This is a genomic window from Pseudomonas berkeleyensis, assembly GCF_014109765.1.
GTDB lineage: Bacteria > Pseudomonadota > Gammaproteobacteria > Pseudomonadales > Pseudomonadaceae > Aquipseudomonas > Aquipseudomonas berkeleyensis.
The window spans coordinates 4,171,486-4,186,244 of record NZ_CP059139.1 but is presented as its reverse complement, the minus strand read 5'-3'; the positions used below and the strand labels follow the sequence as shown (position 1 = coordinate 4,186,244).

Genomic DNA, 14,759 nt, shown 5'->3' with positions numbered 1-14,759 from the left:
GTTACGAGGCTTGGACTCAGGCCGCGTAGTTCTGGGCAACGAAGTCCCAGTTGACCAGGTTCCAGAACGCTTCGACGTACTTCGGACGCAGGTTGCGGTAGTCGATGTAGTAAGCGTGTTCCCAGACGTCGCAGGTCAGCAGCGGGGTGTCGCCGCTGGTCAGCGGGCAGCCGGCGCCGATGGTGCTGGCCAGGGCCAGGGAGCCGTCAGCTTTCTTCACCAGCCAGCCCCAGCCGGAACCGAAGGTACCGATGGAAACCTTGCTGAACTCTTCCTTGAACTTGTCGAAGGAACCGAAGGCAGCGTTGATGGCGTCAGCCAGGGCGCCGGTCGGTTGGCCACCGCCATTGGGCGACAGGCAGTTCCAGTAGAAGGTGTGGTTCCACACCTGAGCGGCGTTGTTGAAGATGCCGCCCGAGGACGTCTTGACGATCTCTTCCAGGCTCTTGCCTTCGAACTCGGTGCCCGGCACCAGGTTGTTCAGGTTCACCACGTAGGTGTTGTGGTGCTTGTCGTGGTGGAATTCCAGGGTCTCGGCGGAAATGTGCGGCTCGAGAGCGTTCTTTTCGTAAGGCAGCGGCGGCAATTCAAAAGCCATGGTCTATCTCCTACTCAGGTCGTGTGCGGTATGCGCATGAGGCCGTTCACGGGCGGCCGGAACAGCAGGCCAGTGCGGTGTTCCGCTACAGCCTGCAGGCGGCGGGAGTTTCCACTCCTTGCGCCGCAGAACGGGGATCATAGCACCGGCCCCCCGGCTTAACCACGCAACAACTGTGTGGGAAAGCCGATGCCAGGGCCTCTACGTCTCCGTATGTGGGGTTCGACCGCGGCGCGTGGGAGGTGTTGCTTTTTAAAGTGCTCCGGCCTTCTTCCAGGCCAGGTAACTGCTGACCAGCTCCGGGCCCAGTTCACCTGGCCGGGCGTCGAGCACTGGCACGTCGTGGGCGGCGAGGCGCTCGTGCAGCTCGGCGCGGGCGTTGAGGTAATCCAGCGTGCCGCAGTAGGCCAGGGCCTGATCGAACTGCTCCACGGGTGTCTGGCGCAGGCGATCGAGTGCCTCTTCGCGCAGGCTGGCAATTAACACCCGATGCTGGCGCGACAGGCGCTTCACGGCGGCGAGAAGATCCTGATCATCTTCGTCGCGCAGGTTGGTCACCAGCACGACCAGGGCACGGCGCCGCTGGCGGGCCAGCAGAAGGTCGGCGGCCGCACTGAAGTCAGCCGGTTGCTGGCTGGTTTCCAGGTCGTAGACGGCATTGAGCAGCACGTTGAGCTGAGCCGGCCCTTTGACCGGGGCCAGGTAGCGCGACTGATTGCCGGCGAAGGTCGCAAGGCCCACGGCATCGCCTTGGCGCAGCGCCACGTAAGTGAGCAGCAGCGTGGCGTTGAGGGCGTGATCGAAGTGCGAGAGTTCATCGTCCTGGCTGCGCATGCGTCGGCCGCAATCGAGCAGGAAGACGATCTGCTGGTCGCGCTCGTCCTGGTATTCGCGGGCAATCGGCGTGCGCTTGCGCGCGGTGGCCTTCCAGTCGATCTGGCGCAGGGTGTCGCCGTCACGAAACTCGCGCAACTGGTGGAACTCCAGGCCCAGGCCACGGCGTGGGCGTTGGCGTACGCCGAGCTGGCTCAACCAGTCATCCACAGCCTTGAGCTGGGCACCGTACAGGCGAGCGAAATCGGGGTAGACGCGGCTCTCGTCAGGCAGCTCCAGCAGGCGCTTGGCCTGCCACAGACGCAACGGGCTGGGTAGTGCCAGTTCGCAATGGTTGAAGTGGAAATGCCCGCGCACCAGTGGCTTGAGGCGATAGAGGATGCGCGTCTGCTGGCCCGGGCGCAGGCTCATGCGTTGCGGCAGGTGCTCGAATGCCATGCCTTCGGGAATGTGGTCGAAGACCTCGATCTCCAGGGCCTGGGGGTAGTCGTGATGAGCCGTCAGTTGCACCTCGCTCCAGCGCCCGAGCGGCAGGTTGCCCGGCAGCGTGCGCACCACGCGTGGCGAGGGCAGGCGGCGCAGCCACAGAGCGTCGAGCGTGGCGAGCAACGCCAGGGCTACCAGCAGGCCCCAGGCAATCGGCATCACGTTGCTTGCCAGGCTTATGCCGAGCAGGGGCAGGGCGCCGAGCAGCACGGCGGCAGCGAACAGGCCGCCGAGCAGCCCGAGGAGCAGGCGCGAGGGCTTCATAGACGAGGGGCCGGTACCTGGTCGAGCAACTGTTGCAGCACCTGATCCACCGACAGACCTTCGATGTCCAGCTCCGGAGCCAGCCGCACGCGGTGACGCAATACGGCCAGGGCGCAGCTTTTGATGTCATCGGGCAGGACGAAATCACCGCCGCGCAGCAGCGCCCGCGCCCGTGCGCCACGTACCAGAGCGATGGAGGCGCGCGGGCCGGCGCCCATGGCCAGGCCGGGCCAACTGCGGGTGGCGCGGGCCAGACGTACGGCGTAGTCGAGCACTTGATCGTCCAGTGGCAGGTCGCTGGCGATCTTCTGCAGGGCCAGCACATCCTTGGCCTGCAGCAGGGTACGCAGCGGGCTGACCTCGAGCATGTCGGCCTTGGCCGAGCGGGTGACCTGGCGCACCATGTTGAGCTCTTCGTCCTGCTCCGGATAGTCCATGCGCAGCTTGAGCATGAAGCGATCCAGCTCGGCTTCCGGCAGCGGATAGGTGCCTTCCTGCTCGATCGGGTTCATGGTCGCCAGCACCATGAATGGCAGCTGTACGGCCAGCGCGCGGCCTTCCAGGGTGACCTGGCGTTCCTGCATCACTTCCAGCAACGCGGCCTGCGTCTTGGCCGGGGCGCGGTTGATTTCGTCGGCCAGCAGCAGGTTGGTGAACACCGGCCCTTTGCGCAGTTTGAACTGCTCGCTCTGCATGTCGTACACGGCATGGCCGGTGACATCGCTGGGCATCAGATCCGGGGTGAACTGGATGCGTGCGAACTCGCCGCCGAAGCAACGCGCCAGGGCACGCACCAGCAGGGTCTTGCCGAGACCGGGAACGCCTTCGACGAGCACGTGACCGCCGGCGATCAGGGCGGTGAGCACATCGTCGATCACCGTATTCTGGCCGATCACCGCCTTGCGCAGCTCTGCGCGCAGTGCCTGCGCCAACTGGCTGGCCCGCTGGCGCTGTTGGGCCTGCGGATTACTGGCGGGCGTGGCGGGGGCCTCGTTGACTGGCGTGATTTCGGCGTCGGGTGTCTGTTCGCTCGTCATAGGGCATTCCTGAGGTTCTGCAGGTGCGCGACCTGGCGGGTGAAATCGGTGGCGGAAAGGCGTTTCTGTGGCAGCGGGCGCATGGCCTGGCTGATTTCCCTGGCCGGCAGACGGGTCAGGCGACCCAGCACCTGCCATTGCTCGGCCACGGCGAGTTTTTCAAAACCGGGATGACGGCGCCGCGCACGGCGCTGGATGTCCTGCTGCAGGCCCTTGAGCAGGCTGTGCTGGCCGCTGCGGCGGAGCAGGAAATCGGCGCTGCCACGCAGATGTTCTTCCAGTTGCCGACGTGCACGGCTGGCCGGCGCTTGCAGCGGGCCGTGGCGCATGCCGAGGTGCCAGAGGCCGGCGATGATCAGCAGAGCCAGCACCGCCAGCGCCAGCGGGAAATGGCGCAGCAGCAGGCTTGCCAGGCTGTCGCTGTCAGCGTGGTAGAGCAGGGTCACCGCGCTGTCCTGGCCGAGGTACCAGAGCAGCCAGGCATGGTCGTATTCGTCGATGTTGCGGTTCTGCCAGATCCACGGATCACTGAGTACGGTGATCAAGCCGTCGCCGTGATAGAGCTGCAGCAAGTGGGTAGCCAGAGCACTGTTGGCCCAGGCGTGGGCGCGGTTCTGCGAGTCGTACAGGTGGTAGTCGGTGTCGAAGGCGATATAGGCGGGTTCCTGCTCGTTTTCCAGGTAGAGCTTGGTCAACTGTGGATAGGCTTCGCCTTCTTCACTCGCTTCGTCCGCGCTGCTCTCTTCTTCGTCCAGCTCGTCGCTCATGTGTTGCTGGATGCCGAGCAGGTCGAGCAGCAGATCGCCACTCTTGCCCTCGTCCTCATCCCACAGGCGTTCGGCGATCAGCAGCAGATGACCGCCATTGGCCGTCCATTGCAGTAGTTTTTCGGCCTGACGTGGAGTCATGTTGCTGCGGTCGGCCAGCAGCATCAGGGTCTGGCCCTGGCTGGGCAGGCCGTCGAGCACTTCCAGGCTGTCGGCGCGGCGCGCAGTGATGTTCTGCAGGCGCAGGAAGTGTTCGGCTGCCAGGTAGGGGCTGCTGTCCACTTCCGGTGAAGGGCCGTGTTCGACCACCTCTTCATAGGGTTCGAGCTTGCCCAGCAGGTAGCTGGCGAGCAGACCCAGCACCAATAGCAAGGCCATGCCCAGGATGAATCCGGCGCGCCGACTCATGGTGTGCGCCCCTGGCCGAACAGGTTGCGCCAACCCTGACACAAGCCCAGGCGTAGCGCCTCGGCAGGCAGACGATGACCATAGGCCAGCGCCTGCCAATGGCCGGTGAGCTGCTGGCTGTAGTCTGCCAGTTCCTGCTGTTGTAATCCGGCGACCAGGTGCAGGACTTCGCCCTCGGTGTGTGATTGTTTCAGCGGCAACCGATGCTCATGTAGCAGGCGGCTTAGCAGGGCGCGATAAAGCAGACCGAGGGCTGCGCGAGGTTGCTCGGCCCAGAGTCGCTCGGCCTCGCTGGCGACGTCGTCAGGCAGGCTTTCTGGTGCCAGTTCCAGGCCGAACAACTGATCGGGTGTCGATACCTTGCGCCGCAGTGGCAGGCCAATATGTTCGCCGAAGATCTGCAGCCATTCTCGGTAACGCCAGAGGATGAAGGCCAGCAGGGCGACGAGAGCACCCCACAACAGCACTTCGAAAATCTGTGCGACGACATCCAGACTCTTCCACCACTCGCCAAGCTTGAGCAGGTTCTTGAGCATCTCGAGCAGGGCTTCGAGGTCTTGCGGGTCGGCTTCCTGGGCCGGTTTTTCCTCACCCAGGCGCCAGCGCGTGACGGTTTCACGATGCTGGAACGGTGGTTCGTCGAGCAGGGATTCGATGCCGGCGCGCGCTGCCTGGCTGGTCAGCTGTTGCTTGAGCAGGCGTGGTGCGTCAGGGCCTTGCAGTTCGGCTTGTTCGCTGGCGCTCGCGGGCGTTTCGGCCCAGGCATCGCTCGGCAGTTGGCTCAGCAGCACGGCGCAGCCAAGCAACACGGCATAGGCGCTGCCGGTCAGGCGCTGGCGCAGGCGGCGGAAGGTCAGCTCGATGTCCCAGGCTTCCAGTGCGGTACGTCGATTGAGATAGAGGGTGAAACCGCAGGCGACGTAGACCGGTTCCCAGAGAATCAGCAGCAACACGTACAGCAGGTTGGACAGGTGTTCCAGCCAGAGCCATTGACCACTGCTGGCGGCGATCAGGGTTTCCCAGCTCCAGTTGGTTTCCACCTGCTGCGGCAGCATCAGGTAGAACAGCGCGGCCAGACCCATCCACAGGGCGATTTCCAGGTGCACACCGACCAGCGTCAGCCAGGTGGCGGCGCCGCTGTCGCGCTGGCCGAGGACGATCAGGCGCTGGCTGCGTGCCTGGCCAGACAAACCTTCGAGCTGCAGTACCGGCAGGTCGAAGCTGCGCGTCGGGCTCAGGCGGCGCCAGGTGAGGCTGGCCAGCAGTTGTGGCCACAGCAGGCGTGGCAGGGCCCGCAGGGACTGCTTCAACGATGGTGTGTTGCCGAACAGTGCCTGCGACAGGATGTACAACGGCAAGCGCTCGTAAGCAGGCTTGAGCCACCAGAAGATGAAGATCGCCCAGCCCGGGTACTGCCAGAGCACTGCGCAGAGCAGGGCGAACAACGGCAGGGTAACCAGTGCCCAGCTCGCCATCAGCAAGCCGGCGTGACGACGCGCGAGCAGCACGCCGAGGTCGATGGCTTCCCAGGCGGTGCGAGGACGGATGGCGACGCTGGCTTCAGTCAGGCGCATGTTGCCTCCGGCCGGCCAGCAGCAGGTACATCAGCACCAGCGCCCAAAGACCTGCACCCACCGCGTACTTGATGTCGGGGCTGGCGAAGGTGGTCGATGACCAGAAGGCTTCGATGAACGCCGCCAGCAACAGGAACAGGATCACGCCAGCGACCAGCTGGATTGCTTTGCCAGCAGCCAGGCGCAAGGCCTCGCCACGCGGTAGGCGACCCGGCGCCAGCAAGGCCCAGCCGAGCTTGAAGCCGGCGGCGCCGGCCAGGGCGATGGCGGTCAGTTCGAATGCGCCATGGCCGATGACGAACGACCAGAACGGCTCGCCGTAGCCGATGCGGGTCAGGTGACCGGCCACCGCGCCGATCATCAGGCCGTTGAACAGCAGGAAGAACAGGCTGCCCAGGCCGAGTAACAGGCCGCTGGCGAAGGTCTGAAAGGCGATGCCGATATTGTTCATGATGTAGAAACCGAACATCACCCAGTCGTCGCCCGAGCCACGTTCGCTGAAACGACCAAGACGCCGCGCGTCGGGGTCATACATGCGCTCCATCTCGCTGACCTGATCGGGGCTGACCAGGCTGTAGATCAGCTCCGGGTAGAGGTAGGTGAGCAGTCCCATCAGGCCCAGGCTGCCGAAGAACAGCAGACTGGCCGCACAGACCGCGCGCCATTCACTGCGCACCAGGCGAGGGAAACCGCCGAACAGGAAGCGGATCAGCTGTGCGCCGAGGTGGCTGCGGTGACGGTAGAACTGCTGGTGGCCGCGCATGGCCAACTGTTGCAACTGATCGATCAGGTGGCTGCTGTAGCCTCGCGCCTGTGCCAGCGCCAGATGCTGACAGAGTTGCCGGTAGTTGGCGGCGAAGCGGCTGTTGGACTTGGGCTCGGCCTTGCCCCGCTCGAGTGCTTCGAGTTGAACGGCGAAATTATCCCAGTCGACCTGGTGGCGATTTTCGAACAGGCTTTGCTTCATGGCGTGGTTCCCAACAGCCCGCGTGCGATGCCGTTGAGGCGCGCTTCGGTCTGCTCGGCGGGTACCTGCAAGGGTTCGGCCAGCAGCGCCGCGAGTTCGGCGCGGCGGGCGGCGGACAACTGACCACCACGTTCGGCGAAACCGAGCAGGGCCCGTTGTTCGGCCAGGCTGAGCGGGAAGGGCGGTGGCAGCGGTTCGGCGTCCGGCAATTGCGGGCGCGCCACGGCGGCATCGCGGTAGACCACCAGGGTGCCTGCGGCGATATCGCCGAGACGTTTGAACGCCGGATGATTCAGGCAACTGATGATGCCCAGGGTGTAACCGAACGGCAGGATGTCGACGAAACGCAGCAGGTTGCGTGTCAGCGAGGCGGCCCAGCCGATGGGTGTGCCGTCATCGTGCACCACACGCAGGCCAAGCATCTGCTTACCGGGCGAGCGGCCCTGGTTGAGCACTTCGAACAGCACCATGTACCACCAGGTCACGAGAAACAGCAGGATGGTGCCCAGGCCCATGCCGAACTGACCGAGAAGACCGAGGACGATGAACATGACAGCCAGGATCAGGCCGCGGATCGCCAGGTCGATGGCGAAAGCCAGGGCGCGCGGCACTAGGCCAGCCGGACGCAGATGCAGGTCGATGCCTTCCGGCGTCTCGACCTGGTAGCGGGTGTCCAGGGGCGGCTGGCTAAGCGGAAAGCTGGCGCTTGAGCGTGAGGGCATGGCGGACTGCATCAGGGAAAGCCCGATGCTAGCGAGCAGCGGGTCGATAACGCAACCGGGCCGATCGATTCGGCCCGGTCAGGTCAGCTCATTGGCCGGCAGGCAGCACGCCAAAGATCGTGCGGTAGAGAACGCCCATGGCGACGACCATCAGTGGGATGGTCCAGACCAGGCCGATGCCCAGCGGAATGGCACTGACCATGACGATCAGGCCGAGCAGCAGGAACAGGCCGAAGACCTTGAACCAGTGCTGGGTGATGGCCTTGCGCGAGGCTTCCAGCGCCTGCCATGGCGATAGACCGCGCTCGACCACCAGCGGGATGGCCAGCAGGTAGGCGACGGCCAGATAGATGCCTGGGATCAGCAGCAGGATCATGCCAAGGTAGATCAGCAGCATCATCACCACTGCAGTGATGATCAGCGGCATGGTGCGGCCGAAGTGGCTGAAGATCTCGTTGAAGCTGAGTGGCTGATCAGCCGCGCGGCGGATACCCACCATGTTGATGCCGGCCATGAAAGGGTAGGCCAGGGCCGAGGCCAGCAGCGAGATCACGATCTCGCCGGCGAACATGATGAACAGGTTGTCGCTCAGTGCGCTGAAGATACCGACGACACTTCCGAGGATGAAGGACGCGGCCAGCAGCACCACGTAGAACACCAGGAAACCGCCGATGATGATGCCCTTGGTGCCACTGACCTTGCTCCAGGATTCGCTGAGCAGATCACCGATGTTGAAGTCGTAGCCACGAGCCAGGGCTTCTTCGATGCTGGGCGTCTGGTCGCTGACGGGCAGTTGCAGGTTGCTGACGGGGGCGGCGTAGGGATTGGGGGCAGTGCTGTCACTCATGGCGGCATCCTTGTTCATGAGAGTGGTGGGAAGGCCGCAATGCTAGTAGCAGAGGTGTTGGCCTACAAGAGGTGGCAGGCCGAGGCGTGTAGCCTCTGTGCGCTGGTTCAAGCTTTGCCGACGGCGGTGTCGCGGGACACGAATGTTAGACTCCCTGCACTTTGCATTGAAGGAAGCGCAGATGGCCTCCAGCATCTTCTGGTACGACTATGAAACCACTGGCATCAACCCGCGTAGCGACCGTCCGCTGCAGGTGGCTGGTATTCGCACCGACGAGTCGCTCAACGAGATCGGTGAGCCGCTGAACATCTATTGCCAGCCCAGCGACGACATCCTGCCGCATCCGGCTGCGTGCCTGGTCACCGGTATCGACCCGCAGCGTCTGCGTGAGAAAGGCCTGGGCGAGGGTGAGTTCGTCACCCGCGTGCATGCCGCACTGTCTGCACCGGGGACCTGCGGTGCCGGCTACAACAGCCTGCGCTTCGATGATGAGGTGACCCGTTACAGCCTCTATCGCAATTTCTTCGATCCCTATGCCCGTGAATGGCAAGGGGGTAACAGCCGCTGGGATCTGATCGATCTGGTGCGCATGGCATACGCGCTTCGCCCTGAGGGTATCGAGTGGCCGCAAGAGGATGGGCGGGTGACGCTCAAGCTGGAGCGCCTGACCCAAGCCAATGGCATCGATCATGGCCAGGCCCACGATGCGCTTTCCGACGTGCGCGCAACCATCGGCCTGGCTCGGCTGCTGCGTGAGCGTCAACCGCGTCTGTACGACTTCCTATATCAGTTACGCAGCAAGCAGCGGGTGATGGATCAGATTCGCCTGCTGCAGCCACTGCTGCATGTTTCCGGTCGCTTCTCGGCTGCGCGCCATTATCTGGCGCCGGTCTTGCCGCTGGCCTGGCATCCGCGTAACCGCAATGCATTGATCGTCTGCGATCTGCAGGCCGACCCGAGCGTGTTGCTGGATCTGGATGCCGAGACGCTGCGTAGTCGTCTTTACACCCGGCGCGAGGATCTGGCGGAGGGGGAAGTGCCAGTCCCGCTGAAACTGCTGCATATTAATCGCTGCCCGGTGGTCGCTCCCCTTTCCGTGCTGCGTGATGCGGATCGGCAGCGCCTGGGCCTGGACTGGTCGCTCTGCGAGTGCAACGTCGAGACGCTCAAGGCGGCGCAGGCGCTATGGCAAGACAAGCTGGGGACGATTTACCAGGAGGAAGCATTCGCCGGCAGCGCTGACCCGGAACAGCAGCTATACGGTGGTTTCATCGGTGATCGTGACCGCCGCCTGTGCGAACAGGTGCGTAATGCGCAACCGCAGGAGCTGGCTTCGCGAGACTGGCCATTCGATGACGCACGTTTGCCGGAACTGCTGTTTCGTTACCGTGCTCGTAACTTCCCGGACACGCTCTCGCCGCCCGAGCAGCAGCGCTGGACGGACTTCTGCCGTCAACGTCTGAGCAACCCGGAGTGGGGCGCGCCCAATACGCTGGAGCAATTTCGCGTGGCACTCGAGGCGATGCGTGGCGATTGCAGTCTGAGCCAGGTACAGCTACTTCAGCAATGGCTGGCTTATGCAGAGCAATTGCAGGTGCGCTACGGCTTGGAATAATCGAATCGGTGAGCTGGGTTGTGCAAAAAGTCAGTGGGTGCAGGGGAAAGTACCGACAGCCCCTGTGCGGTAAAAATGGACTCGGGAACTTTTATCTGAACGTCTGAACTATTGGCAGTTCAATCGATTCAGCGTTCCTGCTCTGGCTCGATAAGCTGGAGGTTTCTGGCAACGGGATGAGCAATTGCCTGAAACTGTTTTCTCGGTCAACTCTGGGAAAAGTTGCAGGCATAAAAAAACGCCAGCATGGCTGGCGTTTTGTGGGTGTTGCTCAAGCGTTAGCCCAGCAGAGTAGCCCAACCTTCAACAACATCGGCGCCCCACTTGGCTTTCCACTCTTTCAGCGTCTTGTGGTTGCCGCCTTTGGTTTCGATCACTTCGCCGCTGTGCGGGTTCTTGTATTGCTTGACCTTGCGGGCGCGCTTGGTAGCGGCAGGCTTGGTGGTGCGAACACCCTTGGCGCTTTTGGCTTCCGGGTCGAGCAGGGCAATGATGTCACGCAGGGACTTCTGGTATTCGCCCATCAGGGTGCGCAGCTTGCCTTCGAACTCCAGCTCTTTCTTCAGCTTGTCATCTTGCGACAGGTTCTTCAGGCGCTCTTGCAGCTCTTTGATGGCTTCTTCGGTGGCGCGGTATTCATTGATCAGCGACATGGGCATTACCTTGGCGTGAATAAGTTTTAGTAGTGAACAGTGGGCTAATAATAGTCAGGCACTTTAAACAAGTAAACAGCGTATAAAGAAATAACCTATGTGCAGTGCAACCCTTTGTGTCGGGCAGGGTTGAATTAATTCGATTGTTTCAACTGTGTGTAAAGTTTTGCCGTTGCGCGTTGTGGCGATGTTTGCGTGCCAGCCGAGGGCGTATCGCCACGCATTATTCGGGGCCGCGCTACTGCAGTTTTCCGGGCTTGTCGTTAGAATGAGCGACTTTTGCGCCGTCATTGGGGTTTTGTATATGCGCACGTTCAGATTGGTCATCGCCTGCCCGGATCGCGTTGGTATCGTGGCCAAGGTCAGTAGTTTCCTGGCGACTTACAACGGCTGGATCACCGAGGCGAGCCATCATTCCGATACGCAAAGTGGCTGGTTCTTCATGCGTCATGAAATCCGTGCCGACTCGCTGCCGTTCGAGCTTGATGGTTTCAAACAGGCTTTCGCGCCCATCGCGCGCGAATTTTCCATGGAGTGGCGCATCACCGATTCGGCGGAGAAAAAGCGCGTCGTGCTGATGGCCAGCCGTGAATCGCACTGCCTGGCCGATCTGCTGCACCGCTGGCACAGCGATGAGCTCGATTGCGATATTCCCTGCGTGATTTCCAACCATGACGACCTGCGCAGCATGGTCGAATGGCATGGCATTCCCTATTTCCATGTGCCGGTCAATCCGCAGGACAAGGTACCGGCCTTCGCCGAGGTAGAACGCCTGGTCAAGGAACATGGGGCCGACGTCATCGTGCTGGCGCGCTACATGCAGATTCTGCCGCCTGCGCTGTGCAGCGAGTACGCGCAGCGGGTGATCAACATCCACCACAGCTTCCTGCCGTCCTTCGTCGGAGCCAAGCCTTATCACCAGGCTTCATTGCGCGGCGTCAAGTTGATCGGGGCCACTTCGCATTACGTTACCGAAGAGCTGGATGCCGGCCCGATCATCGAACAGGACGTTGTACGCGTGACCCATCGCGACGATATCGAGGAAATGGTGCGTCTTGGCAAAGACGTGGAAAAAATGGTGCTCGCACGTGGGCTACGCTATCACTTGGAAGACCGGGTTCTGGTGCATGACAACAAGACGGTCGTGTTCGACTGAGTTCGCCAGGCACCAGCGCTCCGGTAGGCAGTACCACAACAGGCGCCTCTGAACGCGCAAGCGATAACCAGGCCGTTGGTTTCAGAGGTGTCTACTAGGAGGTTGTTCATGCTCAATTCGATCAAGGTTCGGGACTACATGACTCGCCATCTGGTGACTTTTCGGGCGGAGACCGATCTGTTCACCGCTATTCACCGCCTGCTGGAGCACCGTATCTCGGGTGCGCCAGTGGTGGATGATCAGGGCGAGCTGATTGGTCTGCTGTCGGAGGGTGATTGCCTGCGTGGCATTCTCTCGGGTGCCTATTACGAGGCCATCGGGGGCAATGTCGGCACCTACATGACCAAGGTGGTGGAGACGGTTTCCCCGGAGGCCGACATCATCGAAGTGTCCGAGCGTTTCCTGCGTGGTCGTCGTCGGCGCATGCCGGTCGTCGAAGGTAATCGCCTGATTGGTCAGATCAGCCGCAGTGATGTTCTGCGGGCGGTCAAGGCATTCGCCCAGCATGAAAACAACAAGACTCAGGAAGCCAGCTGACAGGCAGGTGGTGCGATGAGTGATCCACTGGATCGGGCGACCTCCAAGGCGCCGCCCACCCTCGGTGAAGGTTGCGTTCGGCGCTACGATCCCGAGGCGCTGAGCAGTGAAGATGGCACCGAGTTTCCCGATGCTGCCGAACTGTGGCGCACGTTGCAGGAGACGCAGGGCGAAGAGCCCGCAGAGGGTTCTGAATGATGGTCGCAGCATGAATCAGGGGCGCTCCAGGCGCCCCTGATTCATTTTGATGACTCCGATATAGGTGCCTCCACGTACCCTGCCTCAGATGCGGAAACTGTCGACCAGGTGCTTCAGGCGTATCGCCTGTTGTTCCAGGTCGCCACAGGCGCGCAAGGTGGCTTGCAGGTTTTCCACGCCTTCCTGGTTGAGGGTGTTGATCTCGGTGATGTCCATGTTCAGAGCTTCGATCACCGAGGTCTGCTCCTCGGTGGCAGTGGCCACGGACTGGTTCATGCCATCGATCTCGCCGATACGCAGGGTCACGCTGCCCAGGCGTTCGCCGGCCTGATTGGCGATCTCCACGCTGTTCTCGCTGTAGCGCTGGCTCTCGGTCATGGTGGTGACCGACTCGCGTGAACCGACCTGCAGTTCCTCGATCATCTTCTCGATTTCCTGCGCCGACTCCTGCGTGCGATGTGCCAGGTTGCGCACCTCGTCGGCCACCACGGCGAAACCGCGACCGGCCTCGCCAGCACGGGCCGCTTCGATGGCGGCATTGAGTGCAAGCAGGTTGGTCTGTTGGGAAATGCTCTTGATCACCTCGAGAATCTGGCCGATGTCCACCGTCTTGCTGTTGAGCATCTCGATCTTGGTGCAGGCGTCACTGATCTTGTCCGACAGCTCGCTCATCGACTGGATCGCCTGCTGTACCACCCTGCCGCCGTCTTCGGCCTGATGGCGCGCGTCGGATGCCTGGCTCGAGGCGTCGGCGGCGTTGCGGGCGATCTCCTGGGCGGCGGCGCCCAGCTGATTGATCGCCGCCGCCACGCTGTTGGTGCGGCTAGCCTGTTCGTCGGAGTTGGCCATCGACGAGTTCGAGGCGCCGACTACCAGCTTGGCCACCTCGTTGACCTTGGTGGTGGCCTGCGACACTTCGCGAATCGAGCCGTGGATACGTTCGACGAAGCGGTTGAACGAGCTGGCCAGGGCGCCGAACTCGTCGTTGGACTGGATGGTCAGGCGCTTGGTCAGGTCGCCTTCGCCCTGAGCGATGTCTTCCATCGCCTTGCCCATGGTGGTCAGCGGCTGCATCAGCACGCGAATCAGCAGGCCGAGTAGGGCGATGATCAAGACCACGGCGATGACCGTGGCGATGATGGCCGAGGCGCGAAATTCGCTGAGCATGGAATAGGCCTTGGCCTTGTCCACCGATAAGCCGACATACCATTGCACCGACGGCAGCCCGGTGACCGGTGCGAAGGTGAGGATGCGAGGCTCTCCATCGAGTGTTGCCTCGCTGAACTGGCTGCTGATGCGCGGCGTGTCCTGCGGATAGATGTCCTTGAGGTTCTTCATTACCCAGTTTTTGTCCGGGTGTACCAGGATCTTGCCGTCAGCGCTGACCAGGAAGGCGTAACCGATGCCATCGAAGTCCAGGGCGTTGATGATGTTCACCAGGGTCTGCAAGCTGAGATCGCCGCCCACTACGCCTGCAGGTTGCGCTGGGGTGGCGATAGTGATGATCAGATCGCTGGTCGCGGCGTCGACGTAGGGTTCGGTCAGGGTGGTGCCGCCAGCCGCCAGGGCGTCCTTGTACCAGGGGCGGGTGCGCGGGTCGTAGTCGGCGGGCATTTGCTCGTCCGGGCGCATGGTGAAACCGCCAGCCGCCGTGCCCAGGTAGGTGAAGGCGAAGGACGAGGTCAGCGCACGTTGTTCGAGCAGTTTGATCACCCGCTCCGAATCACTGTCGTTGACGATCGACTGGGCGGTGCTTTCTACCAGCAGAATACGGCCGGACAGCCAGTTCTGAATGTTGCTGGCGGTGACGTTACCCATTTCCTGCAGGTAGCTTTCCAGGTCCTCGCGGATGGCGTTGCGTTGCAGATAATCGTTGTAAAGGGTGAACAGGGAGAAGGCGACCATTACCACAAGCGAAGCGGCGAGCAGGATCTTGTGGCTGAACTGCAGGTTTTTAGTCATGGTGTCTTGCTTCCGGAGGGCTCTGGAACCAGTCTTGTGTTTTACGCCCTGGCAGAACGGCAGTGGCGTGGTTGTTACGGTGAGCTCCGCTCGCCTTTGATCCGATGCCTGTGTCGGCATAGTTGCAGTAAAGC

14 protein-coding genes are annotated in these 14,759 nt (G+C 62.3%); 4 read left to right on the top strand and 10 right to left on the bottom strand.

What is annotated here, in order from left to right; genetic code table 11:
* Positions 1-16: 16 nt before the first annotated feature.
* The 8 genes from HS968_RS19405 to HS968_RS19370 all read right to left on the bottom strand — a co-directional run bounded on the left by HS968_RS19405 (position 17) and on the right by HS968_RS19370 (position 8,504).
* A complete protein-coding gene (locus tag HS968_RS19405) occupies positions 17-598 on the bottom strand; it encodes a superoxide dismutase (protein ID WP_003462535.1) in 582 nt (193 codons plus the stop codon).
* A gap of 252 nt (positions 599-850) precedes the next feature.
* Complete coding sequence (locus tag HS968_RS19400; protein ID WP_182368251.1) at positions 851-2,182, bottom strand: DUF58 domain-containing protein; 1,332 nt, start codon at positions 2,180-2,182, stop codon at positions 851-853.
* The gene (locus HS968_RS19395) at positions 2,179-3,219 is read right to left on the bottom strand and encodes an AAA family ATPase (RefSeq protein WP_182368249.1); all 1,041 of its coding nucleotides are present in this window, start codon (positions 3,217-3,219) and stop codon (positions 2,179-2,181) included. The genes HS968_RS19400 and HS968_RS19395 overlap by 4 nt, the downstream gene beginning before the upstream one ends.
* On the bottom strand, positions 3,216-4,394 hold the full coding sequence (locus tag HS968_RS19390; RefSeq protein ID WP_182368247.1) for a DUF4350 domain-containing protein: 1,179 nt from the start codon (positions 4,392-4,394) through the stop codon (positions 3,216-3,218). The genes HS968_RS19395 and HS968_RS19390 overlap by 4 nt, the downstream gene beginning before the upstream one ends.
* Positions 4,391-5,968, bottom strand: coding sequence for a DUF4129 domain-containing protein (locus HS968_RS19385; protein WP_182368245.1), 1,578 nt, complete (start codon positions 5,966-5,968; stop codon positions 4,391-4,393). The genes HS968_RS19390 and HS968_RS19385 overlap by 4 nt, the downstream gene beginning before the upstream one ends.
* Positions 5,955-6,935 carry a stage II sporulation protein M gene (locus HS968_RS19380; protein WP_182368243.1) on the bottom strand — a complete coding sequence of 327 codons (981 nt, stop codon included), beginning with the start codon at positions 6,933-6,935 and terminating at the stop codon, positions 5,955-5,957. Before HS968_RS19380 ends, HS968_RS19385 begins: the two co-directional genes overlap by 14 nt.
* Positions 6,932-7,657: an RDD family protein gene (locus tag HS968_RS19375; RefSeq protein WP_182368241.1), complete on the bottom strand. Its 726-nt coding sequence runs from the start codon at positions 7,655-7,657 to the stop codon at positions 6,932-6,934. Before HS968_RS19375 ends, HS968_RS19380 begins: the two co-directional genes overlap by 4 nt.
* Positions 7,658-7,745: 88 nt before the next feature.
* Complete coding sequence (locus HS968_RS19370; protein ID WP_119693227.1) at positions 7,746-8,504, bottom strand: DUF975 family protein; 759 nt, start codon at positions 8,502-8,504, stop codon at positions 7,746-7,748.
* Between the two features lie 181 nt (positions 8,505-8,685).
* On the opposite strand from HS968_RS19370, the gene sbcB reads away from it, so the two are divergent.
* Entirely contained in the window at positions 8,686-10,119 is a 1,434-nt protein-coding gene (gene sbcB / locus HS968_RS19365; RefSeq protein WP_182368239.1) for an exodeoxyribonuclease I, read from the top strand.
* A gap of 278 nt (positions 10,120-10,397) precedes the next feature.
* On the opposite strand, the gene mvaT is transcribed toward sbcB, so the two are convergent.
* Positions 10,398-10,772, bottom strand: coding sequence for a histone-like nucleoid-structuring protein MvaT (gene mvaT, locus HS968_RS19360; RefSeq protein ID WP_182368237.1), 375 nt, complete (start codon positions 10,770-10,772; stop codon positions 10,398-10,400).
* Positions 10,773-11,076: 304 nt separating this feature from the next.
* On the opposite strand from mvaT, the gene purU reads away from it, so the two are divergent.
* From purU to HS968_RS19345, 3 genes are all read left to right on the top strand, one after another.
* Positions 11,077-11,928, top strand: coding sequence for a formyltetrahydrofolate deformylase (purU, locus tag HS968_RS19355; RefSeq protein ID WP_182368235.1), 852 nt, complete (start codon positions 11,077-11,079; stop codon positions 11,926-11,928).
* Between the two features lie 108 nt (positions 11,929-12,036).
* Positions 12,037-12,465, top strand: coding sequence for a CBS domain-containing protein (locus tag HS968_RS19350; RefSeq protein ID WP_119693224.1), 429 nt, complete (start codon positions 12,037-12,039; stop codon positions 12,463-12,465).
* 15 nt (positions 12,466-12,480) lie between these two features.
* Positions 12,481-12,663 carry a hypothetical protein gene (locus tag HS968_RS19345; RefSeq protein ID WP_119693223.1) on the top strand — a complete coding sequence of 61 codons (183 nt, stop codon included), beginning with the start codon at positions 12,481-12,483 and terminating at the stop codon, positions 12,661-12,663.
* Positions 12,664-12,747: 84 nt separating this feature from the next.
* Here the strand turns inward: HS968_RS19345 and HS968_RS19340 are convergent, their stop codons facing one another.
* Complete coding sequence (locus HS968_RS19340) at positions 12,748-14,625, bottom strand: methyl-accepting chemotaxis protein (protein WP_182368233.1); 1,878 nt, start codon at positions 14,623-14,625, stop codon at positions 12,748-12,750.
* Positions 14,626-14,759: the final 134 nt, after the last annotated feature.